This is a genomic window from Streptomyces noursei, assembly GCF_001646665.1.
Classification (GTDB): domain Bacteria; phylum Actinomycetota; class Actinomycetes; order Streptomycetales; family Streptomycetaceae; genus Streptomyces; species Streptomyces lavendulocolor.
Genome location: NZ_LWBU01000378.1, coordinates 12171 through 37998 on the forward strand (window position 1 = coordinate 12171; position 25828 = coordinate 37998).

A 25828-nucleotide genomic window follows, 5' to 3' on the forward strand; every position below is an offset into this window, starting at 1 on the left:
CTCACCATAGGAGCGGCGGACTACCCACCGGTATGGCCTGGCACGTCAAGTGACGCACACCACGGAATCCGCGGCGCGGCGCCGCGGATTCCGCACCGCTCACACGGTGACCAGCATCGCCAGCATGGCCAGGCCCATCGACACCCGGCACGCCAGGGCGACCTCCGGCCCCGCCCACCGGCCGCCACCGGTCCCACCGCCGGTGCCGGCCACCGGCACGACCGGCCCCGCCGGCCCCGCGGGCACCAGCCGCAGGCCGGTCACCAGCACGTACACCGTGTAGTACGCGAGGAGGGCGCCCGTCACCAGGGGCGTACCGCCGGCCGTGGCGCCCGCCGCCGTGTGCGCCCCGTGCGCCCCGGCGGCGCCTCCGGACATCGCGACCGCCATGTACACCATGGCCAGCGACCCCACCAGGTGGTGCAGGTGGTGCCCCGCGCCGCCCAGGGCCGCCCACAGCGCGCGCAGCGACGCGGCGCCGAACACCACCGCGTACACCGCCCAGGCCCACCCCGGCGGCGCGAGCACCGCCGCGGGCACCGCCATGACGGCCATGCCGAAGCCCATCAGGGCCTCGTCCAGCGCCGCCCGGCGCTCGGCCCCCGTACCGCTCCTCGTCCGCGCCAGGCAGTAGGCACCCGCCACCAGGCACAGTGCCACCAGCAGCCAGCCGGACATCGCAGGTCCGTGCACGACGTACCTCCCCCTCGACGAGACGGCTCCTGGGACGATGCCCGGACCCGTGAGGGTGCACGCGAGCGCAGGGGCGTACAGGGGGAGCGTGGGCGGGGCGCGTTAGGCTCCGCCCGGGACCGCAGGCACGAGGGAGAACAGCCATGGACACCGCACCGCCCAGGACCGCGGACGCACTGACCTACCGGGACGCCGACGAGGCCGACGTGCCCGCGCTGGTCGCCCTGATCGAGTCGGCGTACCGGGGCGACTCCAGCCGCGCGGGCTGGACGACCGAGGCGGACATCCTGGAGGGGCAGCGCACCGATCCGGAGGGCGTCCGCGACGTCATCGCCGCGCCCGGCTCCCGCCTCCTCGTGGTCGAGCACGGCGGCGAGCTCGTCGCCTGCTGCCAGCTGGAACACCGCGGTGACGCCGCCTACTTCGGGATGTTCGCCGTGCGGCCCGGCCTCCAGGGCGGCGGCCTGGGGCGGCGCGTCATCGCGGAGGCGGAGCGGCTCGCCGCGGCCGAGTGGGGCGCGCGCGAGATGCACATGACGGTGATCTCGGTCCGGGACGAGCTGATCGCCTGGTACGAGCGCCGGGGCTACCGCCGTACGGGACGGATGACGCCGTTCCCGTACGGCGACGAGCGCTTCGGCCTGCCGCGGCGCGACGACCTGGAGTTCGAGCTCCTGGTGAAGGAGATCGCGCCGGGCCTCCCGGACGCTCCCTAGGCGGCGGGCGCCGGCCCGTCCGCGTCGCCCGTCGGCGGCGCCGGATCGGCCATGCGGCTCCCGGGCGGCCGGTCCATGGCGCCCGGCTTGCCCAGCGAGCCCGGCCGGCCGGGCTGCTCCGGCGGCTCCGCGCCGCCGCCCGGCTCCTCGGTGTGGAAGGCCAGCCGGCCGTCCCCGGCCGTCACCCGCACCCGGGAGCCCTCCGGGAGCCGTCCGTCCAGCAGCAGGCGCGACAGGTGGTTGTCGACCTCGCGCTGGATCGTGCGCCGCAGCGGGCGCGCCCCGTACTCGGGCTGGTGGCCGCGGCGCGCGATCCAGTCGACGGCGGCCGGGTCGAACTCGACCGTGAGGTGCTGTGCCCGCATCCGGCGCCGGGTCTCCTCCAGCAGCAGATCGGTGATGCGCCGCAACTGGTCCTCGTCGAGGCGCCGGAAGAGGACGATCTCGTCGATGCGGTTGAGGAACTCGGGGCGGAAGTGCTCGCGCAGCGGCCTCAGCGCCCGCTCCCGCATCGCGTCGTCCTCCGACCCCGAGTCGGCGGCGCCGAAGCCGACCACGCCGCGGCCGGTGCCGATCGCCTCGGAGCCGAGGTTGCTGGTCATCACGATGACGGTGTTCTTGAAGTCGACCGTGCGGCCCTGCGAGTCGGTGAGCCGCCCGTCGTCCAGCACCTGGAGCAGGACGTTGAACACGTCCGGGTGGGCCTTCTCGACCTCGTCCAGCAGCAGCAGCGAGTACGGGTGGCGGCGCACCGCCTCGGTGAGCTGGCCCGCCTCCTCGTGCCCCACGTACCCGGGCGGGGCGCCGACCAGCCGGCTGACGGTGTGCCGCTCCTGGAACTCGCTCATGTCCAGGCGGACCATGCGGTCCTCGCTGCCGAACAGCGCGTCCGCGAGCGCCCTGGCCAGCTCCGTCTTGCCCACGCCTGTCGGGCCGAGGAAGAGGAAGCTGCCGATCGGGCGCCGGGGGTCGGCGAGACCGGCGCGGGAGCGCAGCACGGCCTGCGAGACGGCGGTGACCGCCTCGTCCTGCCCGACGACCCGCCGGCGCAGGTGGTCCTCCAGGCCCAGCAGCCGTTCCTTCTCCTCCTGGGTGAGGCTGCTGACCGGAATGCCGGTCTGCCGGCTCACCACCTCGGCGATGTCCTCCGCCGTCACCTCGGCGACGACGCCGTCGCCGGCCGGCCGCGCCACGCGCCCGGCCTTGATGCGCTCGGTGACGTCCTGGATGCGGTCGCGCAGCTCCATCGCCTTCTCGTACTGCTCGGCCGCCACCGCCTGGTCCTTGTCCCGCGCCAGCTGCTCGGCCTGCCGCTCCAGCGCCCGCACGTCGGTGTTGGTGTGCGTCCGCAGCCGTACCCGGGCGCCCGCCTGGTCGATCAGGTCGATGGCCTTGTCGGGCAGGAACCGTTCGGTGAGGTACCGGTCGGACAGCTCCACGGCGGCGAGGAGGGCCCCGTCGGCGTACCGGACCTGGTGGTGGGCCTCGTAGCGGTCCTGGAGCCCGCGCAGGATCTCCAGCGCGTCCTCCGGACTCGGCTCGGGCACCAGGATCGGCTGGAACCGGCGGGCGAGCGCCGCGTCCTTCTCGATGTAGCGGCGGTACTCCTCCATGGTCGTGGCACCGATGACGTGCAGCTCGCCGCGGGCGAGCGCGGGCTTGAGCATGTTGCCCGCGTCCATGGAGCCGCTGTCGCCGCCCCCGCTGCCCGCGCCCGCGCCGACGACCGTGTGCAGTTCGTCGATGAAGACGACCAGTTCGTCGGAGTGGGAGCGGATCTCCTCGATGATGGCGTTCAGCCGCTCCTCGAAGTCGCCCCGGTAGCGGGTGCCGGCGACGACGCCGGACAGGTCCAGGGCGACGACCCGGCGGTCGCGCAGCGTGTCCGGCACGTCGTGCTCGGCGATGCGCTGCGCCAGCCCCTCCACGATGGCGGTCTTGCCGACGCCCGCGTCACCGATCAGTACGGGGTTGTTCTTGCCGCGCCGGGAGAGCACCTCGACGGTCTGCTCGATCTCCAGGTCGCGGCCGATCACGGGGTCGATCCGGCCGGACTTGGCCATGTCGGTCAGGTCGCGGCCGTACTTGTCCAGCGTCGGGGTGCCGCGCTGCGGGGCGGGCCGCGGTTCGGCCTCGCCCACCCACGGGCCCGGCCCGCCGCGTCCCGGGCCGGGGCCCTGGACGGAGCCGGGGTCGAACTTGGCGGCGTTGAGGATGCGCCCCGCCGCCGAGTCCGGGTTGGAGGCGAGCGCGGCGAGCACGTGCTCGGGGCCGATGTACGAGGCGCCCGTGTGGCGGGCCAGGTCGTGGGCGTCGAGCAGCGCCCGCTTGACGGCGGGGGTGACGGCGATCCGGGACTGCGGCGGGCCCTCGCCGGCCGTCCGGTCGATCTCCTCCGCCAGGGCGTCCGGATCGGCGCCGGCGCGGGCGACGAGGTCGCGGGTGGGTTCGGTGGCGAGGGCGGCCCGCAACAGGTGCTCGGTCTCCAGGTCGGTGCTGCCGTGCTCGGCCGCGTACGAGGCGGCGTCGCCGACCATCCGGCGCGCGGGCTCGCTCATCAGACGGCCGATGTCGATGTACCGGGGGATGGGCCGCCCGCCCGTGGGGGACGATCCCGTCCCGCCCCCGAAGAAGCGGGCCAGAAACTCGCTGAACGGGTCGGAGCCGTAACCCTCCGGACCCATGAAACCGCTGCTCATATGCGTCCGTTCCGGTGTCCGGGAATGGCCGGGACACGCTGTGCGAGAAGACCTGCTGGATCCACGGTCGCGGGTTCCCGAGCGCATTCCGGTTACACCTGTGACGGACGGGACGCATCGGCACCTACGCGCCCCGAGGACGCCGTCCGCGTCCCCGGCGCGGCGGGCGGCACAGTGGCGACCCGCCCCGGCCCTGCCGCCCGGCGGGTTCGGCGGGCGGCAAGGGGGATGCCGGGGGCCCGGCGGGCCGTCAGGCCGTGAAGCGGCCGGTGCGCCGGATCCCGGGGTGGTCGGTCGTCGCGCCGTCCAGCTCCAGGGCGCGTACGAGCCGCAGGTGCTGCGGTGTGTTCACCACCCAGGCGATGACCCCCAGGCCGGCCGCCCGGGCCCGCTCGGTCGTCTCCAGGGTCAGCCGGCGGATGTCCAGCGCCAGGGTGCCGGCGCCCACGGCGAGCGCCCGCGCCACGATGTCGTCGCCCCAGTGGCTCGCGATGAGCACCGTCCGCACGCCCGGCACCAGGCGGGCGATCTCGGCGACCGCCTCGTCGTGGAAGGACGACACCTCCACCCGCCCGGTCAGGGCCCGCCGGTTCATCACCTCGGCCAGCGCCCGGGCCGCCGCCACGTCCTTGATCTCCGCCTGCACCGGTGTCCGTACGGCGTCCAGGACCTCCTCGAAGACCGGGACGCGCTCACCCAGCCCGGCGTCGAGCTCCCGCAGCTCGGCCAGGGTCTTGTCGGCGACCGCCCCGGTGCCGTCGGTCGTCCGGTCCACCTCGGCGTCGTGCATCACGACCAGGGCGCCGTCCTTGCTCAGGTGCAGGTCCAGTTCGATGGCGTCCATGCCCGCGCGTTCCGCGCGGACGAAGGACCGCAGGGTGTTCTCCGGTTCGACACCCATGACTCCGCGATGACCGATGGTGAGGAAACTCAAGATCTTCTCGCTTCCGTCGACGGCGGTGCCGCGCGGTGCCGTGCCACACGCGGCACCGTCGCAGCCTAACGATCCACGCCCGGGACGGAACCCGTCCCGCGCGGGCGGCGCCCGCGTACGGCTGCGCCCGGGGCGGGAACCGGCCGGCCGCGCGCCGGCCGGAGGGGCGGGACTCTCCTGGCGTGGGACCTGCGGGGAGGGGAAGGAGGGACCCGTCCGTCCTGCCGGTCGGGCCCGGCGCGCCGCGATCCTCTTCACCCGTGCGTGGGCGCGTCGCCGGGGCTCTCGTGCGCCGGTGCGCGGCGGCCGCGCCCGCCCGCAGGGTCTCCGTGGATGCCGCTGCATCACCCACTCCGGACAGGAAAAACAGCGGTGCCGGAGGGGGGTCGGCAGGATAATTTCTTCCTGCTCCCCTTGTGGCGGAGAACCATCCATGGATACGGTGCCTGGACGCGAGGTTCTCCCGTGGAGGAAGTGTGATGACGGAAATTCTTGTGCAGGATGTTGCGGGCGGGGACGTGTCCGCCGAGGTCAGGGTGGTCGAGCACCCTGCGTGGCCCGAGCTCAAGAATGCCGTGGAACAGATCCGCCCCTGGCAGTCCGCGGACGGTTCCATCGACTTCGAGGCGGAGGGCGCGCCCTCCCGCGCGAGCGTCGACGCCGCCCTCGACCGGGTCGTCACCGCCGTCGAGCAGCTCTCCCCGCTGCTCCCGCACGACACCGCGTACCACCGGGCGCTCGTCGCCGACCTGCGCAAGTGGGCGGACGACGGCTTCGCCGTGCCGGACTTCCTGGACTCGCTGCTGGCCTTCCAGCCGGCCGCCGACCGGACCGACGGGCTCCAGCACCTGGTGCTCTTCCCGATGTACACGCAGAACGGCAACCCGGACCGCAACCTGGAAGCCGTCGTGCTGCGCATGGTCTGGCCGGAGTGGCTCGCCGAGCTGGAGGCCACCCGCTACGACAACCCGCTCTTCTGCGGCATCACGTTCGAGGACTTCACCGCGGGCTACGACACCAACTCCGCCGTGCTCTTCCCGGAGACCATCGCCGTGCGCGAGGCCCCCGAGCGCTTCAGCTGGGGCGGCATCTTCTGCGACCGCGAGGCCGCCCGCTTCCGCCGTGTCACCGAGGCCGCCGTGGAGATACTCGGCCTCGACCTGCCCGAGGACATCCGCGAGATGCTCGGCGACCAGAAGCGCTGCGAGAAGGCCTTCGTCCTGTGGGACATGGTCCACGACCGCACCCACAGCCACGGCGACCTGCCGTTCGACCCCTTCATGATCAAGCAGCGCCAGCCGTTCTGGATGTACGGCCTGGAGGAGCTGCGCTGCGACCTCACCGCCTTCAAGGAGGCCGTGAAGCTGGAGGCCGAGGGCAACCCGCACGGCCGCGACGTCCAGTACGCGGTGCTCTTCGACCGGATGTTCCGCTTCCCGGTCACCGGCGACCGCAACCGGAACTACGACGGCCTCGGCGGCCAGCTGCTCTTCGCGTACCTGCACAAGCACGACGTGCTGCGCTGGACGGACAACACTCTGAAGATCGACTGGGACCGCGCCCCGGAGGTCACCAACCAGCTCTGCGGCGAGATAGAGCAGCTGTACCGCGACGGCATCGACCGCCCGAAGCTGGTCCACTGGTTCGCCGCCTACGACCTGGTGTCGACCTACCTCGCCCCGCACCCCGGTTCCCGCTGGGCCAAGGGTCCCGACGCCCTCGACCTGAGCCTGCCGCCGCGCAAGCTCGTCGACGACGTGCTTCCGGACGAGTTTCCGCTGAGCATGTTCTATGAGGCCCTTTCCAAGAAGCTGAAGAACGTGATCGCCTCCACCAAGGGCATCACCGCCGAGAAGGCCGAGAGGGTCGCCGCGTGAGCTCTCGTACGGAGGAGACGACGACCATGAACGGCAAGGGCAACGGAAACGGCGGCCCGCTCGAGGGCGCGGTCGTCGCGGTGGCCGGAGCGGCGGGAGCGGCCGGCCGGGCCGCCCTGCTGCGGCTCGCGGAGGCCGGCGCGACCGTGGTCGCCTCCGACGCGGATCCCGCGCGCCTCGCCGAGGCGGTCGACGCCGCCCGGTACGCGCACGGCGGCGCGACCGTCGTCGGCGACACCGTGGACCTGCTCGACCTGGGCGCCGCCCGCGAGTGGGCCGACAAGACCGAGAAGGAGTTCGGCCGGGTGGACGGCCTGGTCCACCTGGTCGGCGGCTGGCGCGGCAGCGCCACCTTCGCCGAGACGGACCTGGCCGACTGGACCCTGCTGGAGAAGCTGCTGATCCGCACGGTCCAGCACACCTCGCTCGCCTTCCACGACGGGCTGCTGCGCAGCGCCCGCGGCAGGTACGTCCTCGTCAGCGCCGCCGGGGCCAGCAAGCCCACCGCCGGCAACGCCGCCTACTCCGCCTCCAAGGCCGCGGCCGAGGCGTGGACGCTCGCCCTGGGCGACGCCTTCCGCAAGGCGGGCGGCGAGGAGGGCCCCAAGGCCGCCGCTACGATCCTGGTCGTCAAGGCTCTGGTGCACGACGCCATGCGCGCCGAGCGCCCGAACGCGAAGTTCGCGGGCTTCACCGACGTCAAGGATCTCGCCGACGAGATCGCCGCCGTCTGGGACAAGCCCGCTCAGGAAGTGAATGGACAGCGCCTGTGGCTGACCCCCAAGCCGTGACCCCCGGCCCCGCCAGGACCGATGCCCGGCGGCGTCACGACCCGACCGTACGGGGCTTCGCCAGCGACAACTACGCCGGTGTCCACCCGGAGATCCTCGCTGCCCTCGCCCTCGCCAACGGCGGCCACCAGGTCGCCTACGGCGAGGACGTGTACACCGAGCACCTCCAGCGGGTGGTGCACAGCCACTTCGGCCCGACCGCCGAGGCGTTCCCGGTGTTCAACGGCACCGGCGCCAACGTCACGGCCCTCCAGGCGCTCACCGACCGCTGGGGCGCGGTGATCTGCGCCGAGTCCGCGCACATCAACGTGGACGAGGGCGGCGCTCCCGAGCGCATGGCGGGGCTGAAGCTGCTGACCGTCCCCACCCCGGACGGCAAGCTGACCCCGGAGCTCATCGACCGGCAGGCGTTCGGCTGGGACGACGAGCACCGCGCCATGCCGCAGGCCGTCTCCATCACCCAGAACACCGAACTGGGCACCGTCTACACGGTGGACGAGATACGCGCCATCGTCGAGCACGCGCACGGGCTCGGCATGAAGGTGCACCTCGACGGCGCCCGGATAGCCAACGCGGCCGCCTCGCTGGACGTCCCGATGCGGGCGTTCACCAACGCGGTCGGCGTGGACGTCCTGTCGTTCGGCGGGACGAAGAACGGCATGCTCGCGGGCGAGTGCGTGGTCGTCCTCAACCCCGACGCCGTCAGCCACATGAAGCACCTGCGCAAGATGTCGATGCAGCTCGCCTCCAAGATGCGGTTCGTGTCGGTGCAGTTCGAGGCGCTGCTCGCCAAGGACCTGTGGCTGCGCAACGCCCGGCACTCCAACGCGATGGCCCAGCGCCTCGCCGAGGGCGTGCGCGCCGTGGACGGGGTGGAGATCCTCCACCCGGTGCAGGCGAACGCCGTCTTCGCGCGGCTCCCGCACCACGTCACCCGGCGGCTCCAGGAGCGCTTCCGCTTCTACTTCTGGAACGAGGCCGCCGGCGACGTGCGGTGGATGTGCTCCTTCGACACGACGGAGGACGACGTCGACGCGTTCGTCCTCGCGCTCAAGGAAGAGATGGCACACGCCTGAGAGACGGCATAAGTATGCGGCCGACCGGAAATCCATTGGACTCCGGTCGGCCGCACACCTATGGTCGGCGGTCATGGAGCTGATCCAGCAGGTCCCCGACCTCTCTGCATACCTGGCGGCCGACGAGGCCGTCGATCACGAGCACCCGCGCGTGCGTGAGGTCGTGGACCGCCTCGCGGGCGAGCACACCGACGCGTACGCGTACGCCAGGGCCGCGTTCGCGTACGTACGCGACACCATCCCGCACTCGATGGACGCCGGTGACCCGCGCGTCACCTGGCGCGCCTCGGACGTGCTGGAGCAGCGCACCGGCATCTGCTACGCCAAGTCCCACGCCCTCGCCGCGCTCCTGCGCGCCCGGTCCATCCCGACCGCGCTGTGCTACCAGGTCCTCGGCGTGGTCCACGGCCTGGTCGCCGTCAGGCTGCCGGGCGGCGCCGGCTGGGTACGCCAGGATCCGCGCGGCAACCGCCCGGGCGTGGACGCGCAGTTCCGCACCGACCGCGAACAACTGGCGTTCCGGGTGCGCCCGGAGGCCGGGGAGGCGGACCACCCGGTGCTGTACGCGGCACCCCATCCGGCGGTCCTGCGCGCTCTGCGGGCCGCCCGGGACCGGCCCCATCTGGAACGGACGCTGCCCACCGCCCTTCCGCCGGCCGGGGCCTGAGCGGGCGGGCGCGGGGCCCTACCGGCCGCGGGGCGTCCGGTGCGGTCGGGGTTGTGCGTACGGGCCGCTCAGCCCGCCTCGCGGACCTCCGCCGGGGTCGGCGCCGTGCCACCGAGGTGCGTGGGGATCCACCAGGTGTCGCTCGCGTCCTTCGGGCGGACCGGGTACGACCGCTGCGCCGCCTCCAGCAGCTCCTGCACCCGCTCGCGCAGCCGCCGGGTGATCGCGCCCGCGTACTGGTCGGTCGGCGCCTCCACCGGCTCGCCCACCCGGATCGTCACGGGGATGTGGCTCCGCTTGAAGTTGCGCGGCCGCCCCTTGGTCCACAGCCGCTGGGTGCCCCACAGGGCCATCGGGATCAGCGGGACACCGGCCTCCTGGGCCAGGCGGGCCGCGCCGGACTTGAAGCTCTTGAGCGTGAACGACTGCGAGATGGTCGCCTCGGGGAACACCCCGATGATCTCACCGGAGCGCAGCGACTCCAGGGCGTGCCGGTAGGCCGCCTCGCCCTGGTTGCGGTCCACCGGGATGTGCTTCATGCCCCGCATCAGCGGCCCGGAGATCTTGTGCCGGAACACCGCGTCCTTGGCCATGAAGCGCACCAGGCGCTTCTGCGGGAGGGCCGCCAGGCCGGAGAAGATGAAGTCCAGATAGCTGATGTGGTTGCTGACGAGCACGGCCCCGCCGGTGCGCGGGATGTTCTCCGAACCCTGGGTGTCGATCTTCAGGTCGAGCGCCTTGAACATGGTGAGAGCGGCGCCGATGACCGGCCGATAGACGAGTTCTGCCATCGGGAGAAGACCCCTTCTTCAGTGCCCGGGGAGGATTCTCCCGGCGGAAGTTACGCAGCCGTAGGTATCGGCATTGGGCCGATCGTGCACCATGTGCGCCGTTCAGGCCAGTCCTGGCGACTCCGTACAGCGAGATTCTCGTCACGTCATGTCCATTCCTGAGCATTTCATGCGCGCGTCGGGAATCATGCGGCCCTCCGGGGACGCTCTACGGACCGTGCCACTGGAGCGGGGACGGGAGACCGAGGTGCGGGAGCAGGGGACGGGCCGGGTGCTCGGCGCGGACGAGCTGGGCGCCGAGCTGGGGGAGCGGGCGACTCTGGTGCAGTTCTCCACCGCCTTCTGCCAGCCCTGCCGCGCGACCCGCCGCACGCTGGCGGAGGTCGCCGCGATGGTCGACGGGGTGGCGCACATCGAGATCGACGCCGAGGACCACCTGGACCTCGTGCGCGAGCTGGACGTCGCGCGGACGCCCACGGTGCTGGTGCTCGACCGGAAGGGCCGCGTCGTCCGCATGGCCGCCGGGCAGCCCCGCAGGGCCGACGTCATCGCCGCGCTCGGACGTGCCCTGTGACCTGCCCCGCGAGCCGCCCCGCACCGTGATGGGCGCCGGTCCGGGCGCCGTCGCCCCCGGCGTGCCGTGACGCACGTCGCACATCGTGGCCCGCGCTTGACTGTGCATGCCATCCATCGTCAGGCTGGCGCCGTGCCACAGGAACTCCTTCTCCACGGGCGGGTCCACATCGACCTGGCCCGCAACGCGAGCGCGCGCTGTCCGGGTGTCTGAGCAGCCACGGACCACCACCCCGCGCCCCTCGCCGAAGGACCCCTCCATGACGGTCTCGCCCGACCTCGCCGCCCCCCGTACGTCCCGGCCCGCCCACCCCGCCACGCCCGAGCTGCTCCGCTCCGTCTTCCGGCGCCACGCGGCGGGAGTGGCGGTGATCACCGCGCGCGGGGAGCGGCCCGTCGGTTTCACCGCCACCTCGCTCACCTCCGTCTCCGCCGAACCCCCGATGATCTCGTTCGGCGTAGGCACCTCCTCCTCCAGTTGGCCGGTCCTGGCGGAGGCCGAGCACATCGGCGTCCACGTCCTGGGCGACCATCAGCGGGAGCTGGCCGCCACCTTCGCGCGCAGCGGGGCCGACCGCTTCGGTGCGCCGACGCGCTGGCACACGGGACCGGAGGGGGTGCCGGTGCTCGACGGCGTGCTGGCCTGGCTGGTGTGCCGGGTCGTCGCCCGCGTCCCGGCCGGTGACCACCGCCTGGTGGTGGCCGAGGTCGTCGCCGGTGACCCCGACGGCGCGGGCCGCCCGCTGCTCTACCACGAGGGGCGCTTCAACGCTCTGCGCGACTGAGAGATCCCGGTTACGGAGCGTTGGCAAGGTCACAGTTCAAAGCGCTTGCTTACCGGGAAAGCAATCGATGTACTGACGAGTAATATTTCGGGAGGGGCGTCCACCGCCCCGAGCGGAAACCGTCCCATCAGGCGCCTATGCTGCGTGCAACAAGGCAGCCCAGTTATGACGATGTGTAGGAGAGCCGGCGTGAGCTTGAGGATCGTTGTCTGTGTGAAGTACGTGCCCGACGCCACCGGCGACCGGCACTTCGCCGATGACCTGACCGTCGACCGCGACGACGTCGACGGCCTGCTGTCGGAGCTGGACGAGTACGCGGTGGAGCAGGCGCTCCAGATCGCCGAAGAGGCGGACGACGCGGAGATCACCGTGCTCACCGTCGGCCCCGAGGACGCCAAGGACGCGCTCCGCAAGGCGCTCTCCATGGGTGCCGACAAGGCCGTCCACGTCGAGGACGACGACCTGCACGGCTCCGACGTCATGGCCACCTCGCTGGTGCTCGCCAAGGCCGTCGAGAAGACCGGTTACGACCTGGTCATCTGCGGCATGGCGTCCACCGACGGCACCATGGGCGTCCTGCCGGCGATCCTCGCCGAGCGCCTGGGCGTCCCGCAGGTCACCCTCCTCTCCGAGGTCTCGGTCGAGGACGGCACCGTCAAGGGCCGCCGTGACGGCGACACCGCGTCCGAGCAGCTGGAGGCGTCCCTGCCGGCCGTCGTGTCCGTGACGGACCAGTCGGGCGAGGCCCGCTACCCGTCCTTCAAGGGCATCATGGCGGCCAAGAAGAAGCCGGTGGAGACCCTGGAGCTCGACGACCTGGACATCGACGCCGACGAGGTCGGTCTCGAGGGCTCCTGGACCCAGGTCGACTCGGCGGCCGAGCGTCCGGCCCGTACGGCCGGCACGATCGTCAAGGACGAGGGCGAGGGCGGCAAGCAGCTGGCCGAGTTCCTCGCGAGCCAGAAGTTCATCTAAGGCTCGCGCGAGCCACTCACCGCCCCCAGACTCTTCGCATCGCAGGAGATTGAAGTCCCATGGCTGAAGTTCTCGTCTACGTCGACCACGTGGACGGCGCCGTCCGCAAGCCCACGCTGGAGCTGCTGACGCTGGCCCGCCGCATTGGCGAGCCGGTCGCCGTCGCCCTCGGTGCCGGCGCCGAGGCCACCGCCGCCACGCTCGCCGAGCACGGCGCGGTGAAGGTCCTCACCGCCGACGCCCCCGAGTTCGCCGACTACCTCGTCGTCCCGAAGGTGGACGCCCTCCAGGCCGCGCACGAGGCCGTCTCCCCGGCCGCCGTGCTCGTCCCGTCCTCCGCCGAGGGCAAGGAGATCGCCGCCCGCCTCGCCGTCCGCATCGGCTCCGGCATCATCACCGACGCCGTCGACCTCGAGGCCGGCGACGAGGGCCCGGTGGCCACGCAGTCCGCGTTCGCCGCCTCCTTCACCACCAAGTCCCGCGTCTCCAAGGGCACGCCGGTCATCACGGTCAAGCCGAACTCGGCCCCCGTGGAGGCCGCCCCGGCCGCGGGCGCCGTCGAGGCCCTGTCCGTCTCCTTCTCCGAGAAGGCCACCGGCACCAAGGTCGTCTCCCGCACCCCGCGCGAGTCGACCGGCCGCCCCGAGCTGACCGAGGCCGCGATCGTGGTCTCCGGCGGCCGCGGCGTCAACGGCGCCGAGAACTTCTCGGTCATCGAGGCGCTCGCCGACTCGCTCGGTGCCGCCGTCGGCGCCTCCCGCGCCGCCGTCGACGCCGGCTGGTACCCGCACACCAACCAGGTAGGCCAGACCGGCAAGTCGGTCTCCCCGCAGCTGTACATCGCCTCCGGCATCTCCGGCGCGATCCAGCACCGCGCCGGCATGCAGACCTCGAAGACCATCGTGGCCATCAACAAGGACGCCGAGGCCCCGATCTTCGACCTGGTCGACTACGGCGTGGTCGGCGACCTCTTCCAGGTCGTCCCGCAGCTGACCGACGAGATCAAGGCCCGCAAGGGCTGACCTGCGGCATTCTCCGCCTCCGGGGCCGCGCGGTGCACTCCACCGCGCGGCCCCGCGTCGTCGGCGGGACCATTGACGCAGGTCCTTGACACCCATTAACTTCACTATACGGATTGTTGATTCCGTGTAGCGGAAACTGGAGGGTGTGGGAATGGGTCAGCAGGAGAAGGTGGCAACGAGCCTCGCCGGCGCGGTCAGCGAGGGCATCAGCGCCTCCCTCGTCTCGGTCGACGAGGAGCTCGCCCGCCGCTACCCGGGCGACCCCGGCACCCGCCAGCCGGTCCACACCGTCTACGTGCCCGGTGAGGCCTTCGACGCCGGAACCATCCGCTCCTGGGGCGACCAGGCCCTCGCCATGCTCGACGAGCATGCCCCCGACGCCGCCTCCCTCGCCGCCGCCCTCGGCCTGCCCGAGGCGCTCGCCGACGACGTCCACGCGCGCGTACGGGCGAAACTGGAGCGCGAGCCCGTCGAGGACCTCCGCGTCGACTTCGAGGACGGCTACGGCGGCAAGGACGAGGACACCGACGCCGCCCGCGCCGCCCGCCTGATCTCCGAGGCCTACGCCAACGGCACGGCCGCCCCCTGCATGGGCATCCGCATGAAGTGCATGGAGGCCGCCGTACGCGACCGGGGCATCCGCACCACCGACGTCTTCCTCAGCGGCCTCATGGAGCACGGAGGCCTCCCCGAGGGCCTCGTCCTCACCCTGCCCAAGGTCACCTACCCCGAGCAGGTCGGCGCCTTCGTACGGCTGCTGGAGGCCTTCGAGAAGGCCCACGGCCTCGAAGCCGGACGCCTCGGCTTCGAGATCCAGATCGAGACCAGCCAGGCCATCCTCGCCGCCGACGGCACCGCCACCGTCGCCCGCATGATCGGCGCCGCCGAGGGCCGCGCCACCGGCCTGCACTACGGCACCTTCGACTACAGCGCCTGCCTCGGCGTCTCCGCCGCCCACCAGGCCAGCGACCACCCCGCCGCCGACCACGCGAAGGCGATCATGCAGGTGGCCGCCGCCGGCACCGGCGTACGCGTCTCCGACGGCTCCACCAACGTCCTCCCGGTCGGCCCCACCGAACAGGTCCACGACGCCTGGCGGCTCCACTACGGCCTCACCCGCCGCGCCCTGGCCCGCGCCTACTACCAGGGCTGGGACATGCACCCCGGCCACCTGCCGACCCGGTACGCCGCCGTCTTCGCCTTCTACCGCGAGGGCTTCCGGCAGGCCGCCGCGCGCCTGTCCGCCTACGCCAACCAGGCCGGCGGCGACGTCATGGACGAGCCCGCCACCGCCAAGGCCCTCAGCTCCTACCTGCTGCGCGGCATCGACTGCGGCGCCCTCGACACCGACGAGGTCGCCCGCCTCACCGGACTGACCCGCGCCGACCTAGACGGCTTCGCCGCGCCGCGGCGGGGCGACCTGACCGCCACCGCCCCGTAGCCCCCGGGCCTGTCACAGCCGCCCCGTACTCTGTACGCCGTACTGACCGACGTACAGAGGAACGGGGCAGCGGTGTCTTCGGGGGAGAACGAACTGATCGCCGGACGCTACCGGGTGGTCCGGCAGCTCGGGCGCGGCGGCATGGGCGTCGTCTGGCGCGCCGTCGACGAGGTCCTGGGCCGCGAGGTCGCGGTCAAGGAGCTCCGCACGTACACCGACTCCTCCGGCCACGAGCTGGCCGACCTTCGGCTGCGGATGCAGCGCGAGGCCCGGGCCGCCGCGCGGGTGCGTCACCCCGGCGTGATCGCCGTCCACGACGTCGCCGACCACCAGGGCCGCCCGGTCATCGTCATGGAGTTCGTGGACGGACCGTCCCTCGACGACGTGCTTGCGGAGCGGGGCGTCCTGGACCCGCGCGAGACCGCCGGGATCGGCGCCAAGGTGCTCGAAGCGCTCGGCGCGGCCCATGAGGCCGGGGTGCTGCACCGGGACGTGAAGCCCGGCAACGTCCTGCTGGACCGCGGAGGCCGGGTCGTCCTCACCGACTTCGGCATCGCCGCCATGGAGGACCCGGGCGACGGCTCCACCACCCACCTGACACGCAGCGGCGAGATCGTCGGCTCGCTCGACTACCTCGCCCCGGAGCGGGCCCAGGGCCAGGACCCGGGCCCCGCGTCCGACGTCTGGGCGCTCGGTGCCACCCTGTACGCGGCGGTCGAGGGCGCCTCGCCCTTCCGGCGTACGTCGACGTGGTCGACGCTCACCGCGATCGTCGCCGATCCGCTGCCCGAGGCGCGGCGGGCGGGCCCGCTCGGCCCCGTCCTGCAGGAGCTGATGCACAAGGACCCGGCGCGGCGGCCGGACGCGGCGACGGCGGCGCGGCTGCTCACCGCGATCGCGCAGGGACAGGAACCGGGGCCCGTGGAGACCGCCCCGACGTACGTCCCGACCGAGCGCACCGTCCTGCCGCACCAGCCGCAGGGCTTCGGACCGGCGCCGACGGTGCCCCCGGCGCAGCCCGCCGCCCCGCAGCCCGCCCCGTACGCCGCCGCCGCGCACCCAGGGGACGGCGGCGGGCACCGTGCGGCCCCCGGGGCGCCCCGCGGGCGCGGGAACCGCGGCAAGGTCCTGGTCGCGGCGGCGACGGCGGCCGTCCTGCTGGCCGGCGGCGGCGTCACGTACGCCTTCATGGACAACGGCAAGCGGCCCGCCGCCGGTCAGGAACTGGCCGGCGGCCGGGCCGGTTCCGGCGGCACTCCCGACCCGGGCCGCCCGCTCGACCCGGGCGCCGCCCCGTCCGCGGCCGGCACCTCGCCCGGAGCCGCGCCGTCCGCCTCCGCCCCGGCGGACGCCGAGCCCTCCGGGAAGACCGACCGGCCGCGCGCCTCCGCCTCCGCGTCCGCCCCGTCGCCGGCCACCGGTGGCGGCACCGACGGCGGCACGTCCGCCGGGACGGGCGGGGACGCGGACGGCGGCTCGACCGGCGGTACGTCCGGCACGACGGGCTCCGGCTCCACGACCACCACCGGCGGCGGGGGCGCCCCCGCCCCGGAGCCCGTCTGCCACCCGGCCGGCGGCGGGAAGTACAACTGCCAGGTGTGGCGCACCGCGACGTCCTACCGGGCCGACGGCAGCGAGGCCGGCATCCTCAACGCCGGCACCAACTACTTCTACTGCCAGTCCGACCTGGGCCGCCGCGAGACCCACGGAGAGTGGACCAACGTCTGGTGGGCCCGGACCGACGACGACAGCGGCAACACCGGGGTGTACGTCAGCGACGTCTACATCAAGGGCGGTGACAACGACCGGCCGGTTCCCGGCCTCCCCGTCTGCTGACCCGCTCCCCGGCCGGGACGGAGGCGTACGGCGCGGTCACACGGGCGAGGTGCCGACGTCCCGCGCGGCGGCAGACCCCGGTGGGGCCAGGCCGTGTCCGCGACCCCCCGCCCGGCCCGCGGGGCCCTCAGCGCGGACGCCGACCCGGTGCGGACACTGCCTGCGCGGGCGGGATCTCGCCCGAGCCGCGCGGGATCAGCACGGTGTCCAGAACGGTGCGCGCCGGTGCGTCGTCGACCCCGTCCAGCCGCCGGAACAGCCGCTCCGCCGCCGTGCGCCCCAGCGCGGCGGCGTCCTGGGCGATGACGGTGATGCCCAGCAGGTCGGCCAGCTCGATGTCGTCGAAGCCGACGAACGCCACCGGCCCTTCGCGCCCGGCCAGTTCCCGCACCGCCGTCACGGTCACCCGGTTGTTGCCCGCGAAGACCGCCGTCACCGGGTTCGGGCCCGACAGCATCGCGGTCAGCGCCTCCCGCACCCGCTGCGGCTCCGTCGAACCCAGCGACACCCATGCGTCGTCCACCGCCAGTTCCGCGTCCTCCATCGCCGCCCGGTAACCCCGCAGCCGCTCCACGGCGGTGTGGATGCGCGGCTGGTCACCGATGAACCCGATCCGGCGGTGACCGTGCGCGATGAGGTGCGCCACACCCGCGCGGGCGCCGCCGAAGCTGTCGGACAGCACCACGTCCGCGTCGATCCTGCCGGCCGGGCGGTCCACGAACACGGTCGCGATGCCCGCCCGCATCTCCGGTTCGAGGTAGCGGTGGTCCGCACCGGCCGGGATGACGATCAGCCCGTCGACCCGGCGCGCGCACAGGGCGAGCGCCAATTCCTGCTCCCGGTCCGGGTCCTCGGCGCTGGAGCCGTTGATGAGGAGCGCGCCGTGCGCCCGGGCGACCTCCTCCACGGCTCGGCTCAGCGGGCCGTAGAACGGGTCCGCGAGGTCCTCGAGGACCAGGCCGACGGAGGCGGTGCGGCCCTTGCGCAGCACCCGAGCGCTGTCGTTGCGGCGGAAACCGAGCGCCTCGATGGCCTCCTGCACGCGGCGCTCCGTGTCCGCGGTCACGCCCGCCTCGCCGTTGACCACACGGGAAACGGTCTTGAGCCCCACGCCCGCGCGGGCGGCCACGTCCTTCATGGTGGGCCGGTTGCCGTAGCGGTGGGCGGGGCGGCGGGTGGTCTCTGCCACGGGTGCTGTCCTGTCGTTCGTCGTCGGCGTGCGGGTGTGCGGGGGGCGGATGGGGGTGTGGCGTCGAGCATAGGCCCTGGACAACGTTGTCATCGCGGGAGAGACTGAGGTGGAGCGTTCTTGAACCGCTCTTGAACGTTGCCCGAAAAGCGCAGGTCCGTCCGGTCGTACCCGCACAGGCACCGCTTCGTGCCACGCTGCTCCGGCACGCTCACGCACGCACACGCTCTCAACGGGGGATCCGACACCGATGCACTCCGACCTCGTCGCCGCCCTGGACATCGGCGGTACCAAGATCGCCGGCGCGCTGGTGGACGGCAGTGGCGGCATATGCCTTCGCGCCCGGCGGCCGACCCCGGCGGGGGAGGACGCCGAGACGGTGATGGGTGCCGTCGCTGCGGTCCTCGCCGAGCTGCGGTCGTCCCCGCTCTGGGGCGGCGTCACGGCCGTCGGCGTCGGCAGCGCGGGCCCGGTGGACGCCTCGGCGGGCACGGTCAGCCCCGTCAACATCCCCGGCTGGCGCGACTTCCCGCTCGTCGAGCGGGTGCGCCGCGTCACCGGCGGCCTGCCGGTGGAACTGGTGGGCGACGGCGTCGCGATGACGGCCGCCGAGCACTGGCAGGGCGCCGCCCGCGGCCACGACAACGCCCTGTGCATGGTGGTCTCCACCGGCGTCGGCGGCGGACTGGTACTGGGCGGCCGCCTGCACACCGGCCCGACCGGCAACGCCGGCCACATCGGTCACATCAGCGTCGACCTGGACGGCGACCCCTGCCCCTGCGGCTCGCGGGGCTGCGTCGAGCGGATCGCCAGCGGCCCGCACATCGCCCGCCGCGCCCTGGAGAACGGCTGGCGGCCCGGCCCCGGCGGCGACACCACGGCCGCCGCCGTGGCGGCGTCGGCCCGCGCCGGGGACCCCGTCGCCACCGCGTCCTTCGAACGCGCCGCCCGCGCGCTCGCGGCAGGGATCGCCGCCACGGCCACGCTGGTCGAGATCGACATCGCCGTGATCGGCGGGGGAGTGGCGGGCGCGGGAGACGTCCTGTTCGCCCCGCTGCGCAGGTCGTTGCGCGACTACGCCACGCTCTCCTTCGTGCGGCGCCTCACCGTCGCCCCGGCGCTGACCGGCGGTGACGCCGGCCTCCTCGGCGCGGCGGCCGCCGCGGCCCCGGAACGGCGCGGCACCGCCGCCACGTACACGGGCTGACGCGCCGCCGCCGTTACGTCGCGGCCCGCCCGGCCGCCACCACGCCACCGGCCGATCGGCTGCCGTCAGGTCGGGGTCGGGGGCCGATCGGCCGCCGCCTTCAGCCACTGACGGGCCGTCGCGTTCACCGGCCGATCGGCTGCCGTCAGGTCGCGGGCCGGTCGGGCCGCCGCCACCCACCGGCCGATCGGCCTCGCTCCCGCACCGTCCGACCCGCCGTCACCGGTTCGGCGGATCGGGCGTCAGTGCGCGGTGGCCTCGACAAGCGGCTCGGCCCCGCCCGCCCGTCGCACGTCCGCCCGCTGCGAACCGGCCTGCGACGCGCGGGGCTGCGGCATGATCACCAGAAACGCGTCCGCCTCGATGTCCATGACGACCTCCGCCGCCATGCCCTCGTCGCGGCGGGCCTGGGCGAACTCCTCGGCCGGCCACGAGCCCCGCGGACCTCCCGCCGGGAACCTCTCCAACACCGTGCGTGCCATCGCGCACCCCCTGTCCATCACCTGCTCCAACGACACCCGTTCGGGAGTGTTACGGCCCGAGCAGGCATCTCTTCGTACCGTGAGACGTTCCTGGTTCCCCGTCGGACGCTTCGGAAGCGCAACAGCCCGGCCACAGTTGTGTGCCCGATCGGACACCCGCGTGCCCGGGCGGGTTTCCGTGGCAGGGTGTTGCGGGCAAGCCACTGGGGGCTATGGAGGAGGGGGAACCGTGATCGTCTGGATCAACGGTGCGTTCGGCGCCGGCAAGACCAGTGCCGCGCGCGAACTGATCGACCTGATCCCTAACAGCACCGTCTACGACCCCGAGATCATCGGCGGCGCGCTGCGGTACCTGCTGCCGCAGAAGAGGCTCGCCGAGGTGACCGACTACCAGGACCTGCCGATGTGGCGGCGCATGGTCGTGGACGCTGCCGCGGCGATGCTCGCGGAGGTCGGCGGCGTACTGGTGGTGCCGATGACGCTGCTGCGCCAGGAGTACCGCGACGAGATCTTCGGCGGGCTCGCCGCCCGCAGGATCGCCGTCCACCACGTGGTGCTGACACCGGACGAAACGATACTGCGCACCCGTATCGCCGGCCGCGAGGAACTCGACGGCGACCCGGAGGGCAACGACCGGGTCCGGCAGTGGGCGTACGACCACATCGAGCCCTACCGCGCGGCGCTCGCCGGCTGGCTGTCCGCCGACGCCCACGCCGTGGACAACACCCGCCTCACTCCCACCGAGACCGCGCGGGCCGTCGCCGACGCGGTGCTCGGCGGGGCGGCCGGTGCGTGCGGCATCGTCCAGACCCCGGAGCCAACCGGCGAGACCCTCGCCGCCGGCGTCCTCCTCTTCGACGAGCAGGACCGCGTGCTGCTGGTCGACCCGACGTACAAGCCCGGCTGGGAGTTCCCCGGCGGGGTCGTCGAACGCGGGGAGCCGCCCGCCCGTGCCGGGATGCGCGAGGTCGCCGAGGAGATCGGGCTCGAACTGGAGGCGGTGCCCAAACTGCTGCTCGTCGACTGGGAGCCGCCGCGCCCGCCCGGCTACGGCGGCCTGCGGCTCCTCTTCGACGGCGGACGGCTCACCGCCGCCCAGGCGCGGAGCGTCCTGCTGCCGGGCGCCGAGCTGCGCGGCTGGCGGTTCGTCACCGAGGACGAGGCCTCGGGGCTGCTGCCCCCGCTCCGCTACGAGCGCCTCCGCTGGGCGCTGCGCGCCCGCGAGCGCGGCACCGTGCTCAACCTGGAGGCCGGCGTCCCGGTCGGCTGACGCCCGCGGACGGGGCGGCGTGAACACGGGCGGCACCGGCGGCCCGTGTGAGCCTGCCCCGCCCCCGGCCACCGCCTCATGGCCGCCGATCGCCCGGCGCCCCGGGTGCTGGATCGAAGCGACGCTCGGCGTCCTCGCTGCGTCGGAGGCACCGGCCGACCCGGAGGACCGACTCCGCCATCAGCCGGACGCCTCCGCACCACCCCATCGGTGCCGTCGTCCCCTGCGTGTACGTGCGCGCCGTGGAGTCCGCGGCACAGGACTTGACCGGTCCCGGCCCACGGGCCGGTGCCTCGCCCGGTCGTCCCGCCCACTGGCCGGGGTCTCCGGCCGCTGATCGCCCCGCACTCCTGCCCCGTCCCGCCCACCGGCCCCGGGGCCGGTGGGCTCACCGGTCGGTGCTCGCCGGTGGCCGGCGCCCGGGGCCCGCCGGCCCCGCACGCCCGCCGACCCGGTCGGCGTTCTACGGACGGGCGGCGGCGGTATCGCGGTTCGCCGCCGTCCGCAGCACCGCGGCGGCGTTCTCGGTCAGCGGGTCCCCGTGGCCGAAACACACCGTGTCCGGCGCCAGTCCGGCCAGCCGCCGCATCGACTCCCCGGCGCGCCCGCGGTCCACGTGGAACACCCCCAGCGCCACCCGCCCCACCGACGCCACCGTGTCACCCGTGAAGAGCACACCGTGGCGCGGCAGGTGCACCGCGATCGAACCCTCCGTGTGGCCCGGTGTGTGCACCACCCGCGCCCCGCCGCCGAAACCGAGCTCGTCCCCGTCCGCGACCTCGCGGTCCACCCGTGTCGGCGGCGCCACCGGGACCGTGAGCCCGTGCTCGTACAGCGGCACCTCCCAGTCCAGCAGGACCGGCTCCGGGACCGGCGCCTCGCCCCGGACGACCGGCGCGTCCGACGCGTGCGCCACCACCTCGGCCCCGTACCGCGCGGCCAGCTCCTCCGCCGCGCCCACATGGTCGCGGTGGCAGTGCGTCAGCACGATCCGGCGCAGCCCCTCGGGGCGCAGGCCCCGCCTCCGTACCGCCGCTTCGATGCCCGGCGCCGCACCCGCCCAGCCGGCGTCGACCAGCGTCAGGTCGTCGTCCCCGTCCACCCACACGTACGCCTGCCCGATCGGGAAGCGCAGCATCAGCAGCCGGGGCCGTACCTCGATGACATCCACGTCCATGGTCATGGTCATGCGGCGAACGTACGCACCCGCGCCCGTCCGCCGCCGCCCGCTCTGCTGTGCGCAGATCCGCTCCGGGCTCAATCCCGCCCGGCGGCCGCGTAGTTCAGCAGGAACAGCGCCTCCGCGACCGACATGCGCTCCAGCTCGTCCGGCGACACGCTCTCGTTCACCGCGTGGATCTGCGCCTCCGGCTCGCTCAGCCCGATCAGCAGGATCTCCGCCTCCGGGTAGAGCGCCGCCAGCGTGTTGCACAGCGGGATCGACCCGCCCATGCCCGCGACCTGCATCTCCTGCCCGGGGTACGCGGCCCCCAGCGCGTCGGCCATCGAGGTGTACGCCGGGCTCGTGACGTCCGCCCGGAACGGCTGGCCCTGCCCGACCTGCTCCACCGACACCCGCGCGCCCCACGGAGTGCGCGCCTCCAGGTGCGCGGTCAGCAGCTTCGTCGCCTCGGCGGCATCCTGGCCGGGCGGCACCCGCAGGCTGACCTGAGCCCGCGCGGTGGAGTGCACCGACGGAGTGGCGCCCACCACCGGCGGGCAGTCGATGCCCATGACGGTGACGGCCGGCCGCGCCCACAGCCGGTCGCCGACCGAGCCGTGGCCGATCAGCCCCACCCCGTCGAGGACCTTGGCGTCCTTGCGGAAGTCCTCCTCCGGGTACTGGAGCCCCTGCCAGGCCCCCTCGGCGTCCAGTCCGTCCACCGTCGTCGACCCGTCCTCCGCCCGCAGCGAGTCCAGCACGCGGATGAGCGCGGCCAGCGCGTCCGGCGCCGCCCCGCCGAACAGCCCCGAGTGCAGGTTGCCCTGGAGGGTGTCGACGGTGACGCGCACCATCGTCATTCCGCGCAGCGTCGCCGTGACGGTCGGCAGACCCGCCCGGAAGTTCCCGGCGTCGCCGATCACGATCGCGTCCGCGGCCAGCAGCTCGGGGTGCGCCTCGGCGTACCGCTCCAGACCACCCGTGCCCTGCTCCTCCGAACCCTCCGCGATGACCTTCACCCCGACCGGGATCCCGCCGTTCGCCTTCAGCGCCCGCAGCGCCAGCAGGTGCATGACGAAGCCGCCCTTGCAGTCGGCGGCCCCGCGTCCGTACCACCGCCCGTCCTCCCGCTCGGTCAGCTCGAACGGCGGGGTGTCCCAGCCGGCGAGGTCGAGCGGCGGCTGCACGTCGTAGTGGGCGTAGAGCAGCACCGTCGGCGCGCCCTGCGGACCGGGCAGGTACCCGTACACCGACTGCGAACCGTCCGGGGTGTCGAACACCGACACGTCCTGGAAGTCCTCCGCCCGCAGCGCGTCCGCCACCCAGTCCGCCGCGGCACGGCACTCGCTCGGCGGGAACTGCGCCGGGTCCGCCACCGACCGGAACGCCACCAGTTCGGTGAGCTCCGCCTTGGCGCGGGGCATCAACGAGGCGACGGTCTCGGCGATCGGGGCGATCGGGGCGATCGGCCGACTCGGCTGGGCGGTCATGGGCACGCTCCTGGTGGGTGCGACGTTGAGACTGGCGTTGCGTGTTGTTGCACGGCGAACGCGCGTCCGATCCTCCCACAGCGGGTGGCGGGGACCCGCGCCGTAGGATGCGATCACAGGCATGGGCCATGGGTCGGGATCAGTCGGGATCAGGAGCAGAAGCACATCGTGAGCAGCGAGAACGCAGACGCCGGGAACGCAAACTCCGCGCCGGTGTGGGATGTCGTCGTGGTCGGCGCAGGGCCGGCGGGAGCCTCCGCGGCGTACGCGGCGGCCGTCGCGGGCCGTCGGGTGCTCCTGCTGGAGAAGGCGGAACTGCCGCGCTACAAGACGTGCGGCGGAGGCATCATCGGTCCGTCGCGGGACGCCCTGCCACCGGGGTTCGAGCTGCCGTTGCGCGACCGGGTGCACGCGGTCACGTTCTCCCTGAACGGCCGTTTCGCCCGTACGCGGCGCTCGAAGCGGATGCTGTTCGGGCTGATCAACCGGCCCGAGTTCGACGCGGGTCTGGTCGAGCAGGCACAGAAGGCGGGCGCCGAACTGCGCACCGGTGCGACGGTGTCGCGGGTCGAGCAGCACGGCACGACGGTGCCGGACCGGCGGACCGTCGCGGTCGTGCTGGCCGACGGCGAGGTCGTGCTCGCGCGGGCGGTCGTCGGGGCGGACGGCAGCGCCAGCCGCATAGGCGCGCACGTCGGGGTGAAGCTGGACCAGGTCGACCTCGGTCTGGAGGCGGAGATCCCCGTCCCGCCGACGGTCGCGGAGGACTGGGCGGGGCGGGTGCTCATCGACTGGGGGCCGATGCCCGGCAGCTACGGCTGGGTGTTCCCCAAGGGCGACACGCTCACCGTGGGCGTGATCTCGGCCCGGGGCGAGGGGTCGGCCACCAAGCGGTACCTGGAGGACTTCATCGCCCGGCTCGGGCTCGCCGGCTTCGAACCCGCGATCTCGTCGGGGCACCTCACGCGGTGCCGGAGCGACGATTCGCCGCTGTCCCGCGGGCGGGTGCTGGTCTGCGGTGACGCGGCGGGCCTGCTGGAGCCGTGGACCCGCGAGGGCATCTCCTTCGCGTTGCGGTCCGGGCGGCTGGCGGGGGAGTGGGCGGTACGGATCGCCGAGGCGAACGACGCGGTGGACGCGCGGCGCCAGGCGCTGAACTACGCGTTCGCCATCAAGGCCGGGCTGGGCGTCGAGATGGCGGTCGGGCGCCGGATGCTCGCCCTCTTCGAGAAGCGGCCGGGTCTGCTGCACGCGACGATCACCGGGTTCCGCCCGGCCTGGCGGGCGTTCGCCGACATCACCCGGGGCGTCACCACCCTGGGCGGCCTGGTGCGCGGCTCCGCCGTCGCGCGCCGCGCCCTGGACGCCCTGGACCGCCGCCAGTAGCGCGGCCGTTGCCGCCGCCGCCCCTGCTGCCGGCAGGCACGTGGCACCGGCGGGCGCGGGCGGTGCGGCCGCGGGCGGTGGACGGGGTGGCGGGGTGGCGGTGGCTGGGGCGGGCGGCCGGGACGGCGGCGGGCGGCGGGCGGCGGGTCTCGGTCGGGTCTCCGTCGGCTCAGGTGGGCGTGGGCGTGTGCGTGATGCGGAACACCGGGTGCTTCGGGGCGATGGCCCGCAGATCCGCGTCCGGTGAGTCCGGCCCCACTCCCGGGAAGAACACGCCCACCTCGGACTTCCAGCGCCTGAGGTAGGCGCGCAGCACCTCGGGCTTGTCGTCGTCGGCCAGCTCCACGGCGGTGAACGTCTGCACGTGCCCGCCCAGGTGCAGTTCGCCGCCGCCCGCCGCGCGCATGTTGTGCGTCCACTGGACGTGGCCGCGGGGGGCGACGAGGTAGTGGCGGCCATCGACGGTGAGTACGTTGACCGGCGTACGCCGCCACTCACCGCTCTTGCGGCCGCGTACGGCCAGCACCCGGGAGCCCATGACACTGATCCCGCGCCGGGTCAGCCAGGCGACGGCCCGGTTGACGACATGGATGGTGAACCAGCCGGGCCTGATGACGTGCGGGGAGTGCGGGGGCGTGGCGTTGGGGGACTCTCCGGTCACGGACATATCGCGCGCCTTCCTTGTGTGAGCACTGCTCTCGCTTTAGAGCAGTGTGCACGGAAGCGGTGATCCGAAGCAAGAGCAGTGCTCTCGGTTTAGTGCGTT

General features: G+C 73.6%; 23 protein-coding genes. 14 read left to right on the forward strand and 9 right to left on the reverse strand.

Going from position 1 to position 25828, the window contains the following annotated elements:
* Nucleotides 1-99 precede the first annotated feature (99 nt).
* Nucleotides 100-693, reverse strand: a complete 594-nt coding sequence (locus tag A4V12_RS29890) for a DUF5134 domain-containing protein (protein ID WP_064072594.1) — start codon at nt 691-693, stop codon at nt 100-102.
* Between the two features lie 143 nt (nt 694-836).
* Here A4V12_RS29890 and A4V12_RS29895 point away from each other — a divergent pair, with 143 nt between their 5' ends.
* Complete coding sequence (locus A4V12_RS29895) at nt 837-1409, forward strand: GNAT family N-acetyltransferase (protein ID WP_064072595.1); 573 nt, start codon at nt 837-839, stop codon at nt 1407-1409.
* Here the strand turns inward: A4V12_RS29895 and A4V12_RS29900 are convergent.
* Together A4V12_RS29900 and A4V12_RS29905 are read right to left on the reverse strand one after the other, a co-directional pair.
* Nucleotides 1406-4108 carry an ATP-dependent Clp protease ATP-binding subunit gene (locus A4V12_RS29900; protein WP_079137463.1) on the reverse strand — a complete coding sequence of 901 codons (2703 nt, stop codon included), beginning with the start codon at nt 4106-4108 and terminating at the stop codon, nt 1406-1408. The genes A4V12_RS29895 and A4V12_RS29900 overlap by 4 nt on opposite strands.
* A 250-nt stretch (nt 4109-4358) precedes the next feature.
* Nucleotides 4359-5042: a glycerophosphodiester phosphodiesterase family protein gene (locus A4V12_RS29905; protein WP_064072596.1), complete on the reverse strand. Its 684-nt coding sequence runs from the start codon at nt 5040-5042 to the stop codon at nt 4359-4361.
* Nucleotides 5043-5521: 479 nt separating this feature from the next.
* On the opposite strand from A4V12_RS29905, the gene A4V12_RS29910 reads away from it, so the two are divergent.
* The 4 genes from A4V12_RS29910 to A4V12_RS29925 all read left to right on the forward strand — a co-directional run bounded on the left by A4V12_RS29910 (nt 5522) and on the right by A4V12_RS29925 (nt 9453).
* Nucleotides 5522-6919, forward strand: coding sequence for a DUF6421 family protein (locus A4V12_RS29910; RefSeq protein WP_064072597.1), 1398 nt, complete (start codon nt 5522-5524; stop codon nt 6917-6919).
* Between the two features lie 26 nt (nt 6920-6945).
* Entirely contained in the window at nt 6946-7710 is a 765-nt protein-coding gene (locus A4V12_RS29915) for an SDR family NAD(P)-dependent oxidoreductase (protein ID WP_064072598.1), read from the forward strand.
* Nucleotides 7689-8786 carry a threonine aldolase family protein gene (locus tag A4V12_RS29920; protein ID WP_064072599.1) on the forward strand — a complete coding sequence of 366 codons (1098 nt, stop codon included), beginning with the start codon at nt 7689-7691 and terminating at the stop codon, nt 8784-8786. Before A4V12_RS29915 ends, A4V12_RS29920 begins: the two co-directional genes overlap by 22 nt.
* A 73-nt stretch (nt 8787-8859) precedes the next feature.
* Nucleotides 8860-9453 carry a transglutaminase-like domain-containing protein gene (locus A4V12_RS29925; RefSeq protein WP_064072600.1) on the forward strand — a complete coding sequence of 198 codons (594 nt, stop codon included), beginning with the start codon at nt 8860-8862 and terminating at the stop codon, nt 9451-9453.
* A 68-nt stretch (nt 9454-9521) separates the two neighbouring features.
* Here the strand turns inward: A4V12_RS29925 and A4V12_RS29930 are convergent, their stop codons facing one another.
* Entirely contained in the window at nt 9522-10244 is a 723-nt protein-coding gene (locus A4V12_RS29930) for a lysophospholipid acyltransferase family protein (RefSeq protein ID WP_064072601.1), read from the reverse strand.
* A 187-nt stretch (nt 10245-10431) separates the two neighbouring features.
* On the opposite strand from A4V12_RS29930, the gene A4V12_RS29935 reads away from it, so the two are divergent.
* The 6 genes from A4V12_RS29935 (at nt 10432) to A4V12_RS29960 (ending at nt 16876) form a co-directional block, all read left to right on the forward strand.
* The gene (locus tag A4V12_RS29935; protein WP_064072627.1) at nt 10432-10818 is read left to right on the forward strand and encodes a TlpA family protein disulfide reductase; all 387 of its coding nucleotides are present in this window, start codon (nt 10432-10434) and stop codon (nt 10816-10818) included.
* A gap of 259 nt (nt 10819-11077) precedes the next feature.
* Nucleotides 11078-11602 carry a flavin reductase family protein gene (locus A4V12_RS29940; RefSeq protein ID WP_064072602.1) on the forward strand — a complete coding sequence of 175 codons (525 nt, stop codon included), beginning with the start codon at nt 11078-11080 and terminating at the stop codon, nt 11600-11602.
* 189 nt (nt 11603-11791) lie between these two features.
* Entirely contained in the window at nt 11792-12577 is a 786-nt protein-coding gene (locus A4V12_RS29945; RefSeq protein WP_064072603.1) for an electron transfer flavoprotein subunit beta/FixA family protein, read from the forward strand.
* Between the two features lie 59 nt (nt 12578-12636).
* Nucleotides 12637-13599, forward strand: a complete 963-nt coding sequence (locus A4V12_RS29950; RefSeq protein ID WP_064072604.1) for an electron transfer flavoprotein subunit alpha/FixB family protein — start codon at nt 12637-12639, stop codon at nt 13597-13599.
* A gap of 151 nt (nt 13600-13750) precedes the next feature.
* Nucleotides 13751-15040 carry a DUF6986 family protein gene (locus A4V12_RS29955; protein ID WP_064072605.1) on the forward strand — a complete coding sequence of 430 codons (1290 nt, stop codon included), beginning with the start codon at nt 13751-13753 and terminating at the stop codon, nt 15038-15040.
* Between the two features lie 72 nt (nt 15041-15112).
* Nucleotides 15113-16876, forward strand: coding sequence for a serine/threonine-protein kinase (locus A4V12_RS29960; RefSeq protein ID WP_064072606.1), 1764 nt, complete (start codon nt 15113-15115; stop codon nt 16874-16876).
* A gap of 127 nt (nt 16877-17003) precedes the next feature.
* Here A4V12_RS29960 and A4V12_RS29965 read toward each other — a convergent pair whose 3' ends face one another.
* Nucleotides 17004-18065, reverse strand: a complete 1062-nt coding sequence (locus A4V12_RS29965) for a LacI family DNA-binding transcriptional regulator (RefSeq protein WP_064072607.1) — start codon at nt 18063-18065, stop codon at nt 17004-17006.
* A 250-nt stretch (nt 18066-18315) separates the two neighbouring features.
* Between A4V12_RS29965 and A4V12_RS29970 the strand changes: the two genes are divergently transcribed.
* The gene (locus A4V12_RS29970; protein WP_064072608.1) at nt 18316-19272 is read left to right on the forward strand and encodes an ROK family protein; all 957 of its coding nucleotides are present in this window, start codon (nt 18316-18318) and stop codon (nt 19270-19272) included.
* 242 nt (nt 19273-19514) lie between these two features.
* Here A4V12_RS29970 and A4V12_RS38180 read toward each other — a convergent pair whose 3' ends face one another.
* Entirely contained in the window at nt 19515-19754 is a 240-nt protein-coding gene (locus tag A4V12_RS38180) for a hypothetical protein (protein ID WP_199831422.1), read from the reverse strand.
* Between the two features lie 229 nt (nt 19755-19983).
* Here A4V12_RS38180 and A4V12_RS29980 point away from each other — a divergent pair, with 229 nt between their 5' ends.
* Nucleotides 19984-21024: an NUDIX hydrolase gene (locus A4V12_RS29980; protein ID WP_064072610.1), complete on the forward strand. Its 1041-nt coding sequence runs from the start codon at nt 19984-19986 to the stop codon at nt 21022-21024.
* A gap of 463 nt (nt 21025-21487) precedes the next feature.
* Here the strand turns inward: A4V12_RS29980 and A4V12_RS29985 are convergent, their stop codons facing one another.
* The gene (locus tag A4V12_RS29985) at nt 21488-22213 is read right to left on the reverse strand and encodes an MBL fold metallo-hydrolase (RefSeq protein WP_079137465.1); all 726 of its coding nucleotides are present in this window, start codon (nt 22211-22213) and stop codon (nt 21488-21490) included.
* Between the two features lie 68 nt (nt 22214-22281).
* Complete coding sequence (locus tag A4V12_RS29990; protein WP_064072611.1) at nt 22282-23676, reverse strand: dipeptidase; 1395 nt, start codon at nt 23674-23676, stop codon at nt 22282-22284.
* A 168-nt stretch (nt 23677-23844) separates the two neighbouring features.
* Here A4V12_RS29990 and A4V12_RS29995 point away from each other — a divergent pair, with 168 nt between their 5' ends.
* A complete protein-coding gene (locus tag A4V12_RS29995; protein ID WP_064072612.1) occupies nt 23845-25062 on the forward strand; it encodes a geranylgeranyl reductase family protein in 1218 nt (405 codons plus the stop codon).
* A 169-nt stretch (nt 25063-25231) separates the two neighbouring features.
* On the opposite strand, the gene A4V12_RS30000 is transcribed toward A4V12_RS29995, so the two are convergent.
* Nucleotides 25232-25729 (reverse strand): nitroreductase family deazaflavin-dependent oxidoreductase, encoded by a 498-nt coding sequence (locus A4V12_RS30000; RefSeq protein WP_064072613.1) that lies wholly within the window; start codon nt 25727-25729, stop codon nt 25232-25234.
* Nucleotides 25730-25828 lie beyond the last annotated feature (99 nt).

Excerpts from the sequence above, each read along its gene's own strand:
- A4V12_RS29895 (WP_064072595.1), top strand. The coding sequence starts at position 837 with ATGGACACCGCACCGCCCAGGACCGCGGACGCACTGACCTACCGGGAC.
- A4V12_RS29900 (WP_079137463.1), bottom strand. The coding sequence starts at position 4,108 with ATGAGCAGCGGTTTCATGGGTCCGGAGGGTTACGGCTCCGACCCGTTC.
- A4V12_RS29910 (WP_064072597.1), top strand. The coding sequence starts at position 5,522 with ATGACGGAAATTCTTGTGCAGGATGTTGCGGGCGGGGACGTGTCCGCC.
- A4V12_RS29915 (WP_064072598.1), top strand. The coding sequence starts at position 6,946 with ATGAACGGCAAGGGCAACGGAAACGGCGGCCCGCTCGAGGGCGCGGTC.
- A4V12_RS29925 (WP_064072600.1), top strand. The coding sequence starts at position 8,860 with ATGGAGCTGATCCAGCAGGTCCCCGACCTCTCTGCATACCTGGCGGCC.
- A4V12_RS29930 (WP_064072601.1), bottom strand. The coding sequence starts at position 10,244 with ATGGCAGAACTCGTCTATCGGCCGGTCATCGGCGCCGCTCTCACCATG.
- A4V12_RS29935 (WP_064072627.1), top strand. The coding sequence starts at position 10,432 with ATGCGGCCCTCCGGGGACGCTCTACGGACCGTGCCACTGGAGCGGGGA.
- A4V12_RS29940 (WP_064072602.1), top strand. The coding sequence starts at position 11,078 with ATGACGGTCTCGCCCGACCTCGCCGCCCCCCGTACGTCCCGGCCCGCC.
- A4V12_RS29950 (WP_064072604.1), top strand. The coding sequence starts at position 12,637 with ATGGCTGAAGTTCTCGTCTACGTCGACCACGTGGACGGCGCCGTCCGC.
- A4V12_RS29955 (WP_064072605.1), top strand. The coding sequence starts at position 13,751 with ATGGGTCAGCAGGAGAAGGTGGCAACGAGCCTCGCCGGCGCGGTCAGC.
- A4V12_RS29970 (WP_064072608.1), top strand. The coding sequence starts at position 18,316 with ATGCACTCCGACCTCGTCGCCGCCCTGGACATCGGCGGTACCAAGATC.
- A4V12_RS38180 (WP_199831422.1), bottom strand. The coding sequence starts at position 19,754 with ATGGCACGCACGGTGTTGGAGAGGTTCCCGGCGGGAGGTCCGCGGGGC.
- A4V12_RS29985 (WP_079137465.1), bottom strand. The coding sequence starts at position 22,213 with ATGACCATGACCATGGACGTGGATGTCATCGAGGTACGGCCCCGGCTG.
- A4V12_RS29990 (WP_064072611.1), bottom strand. The coding sequence starts at position 23,676 with ATGACCGCCCAGCCGAGTCGGCCGATCGCCCCGATCGCCCCGATCGCC.
- A4V12_RS30000 (WP_064072613.1), bottom strand. The coding sequence starts at position 25,729 with ATGTCCGTGACCGGAGAGTCCCCCAACGCCACGCCCCCGCACTCCCCG.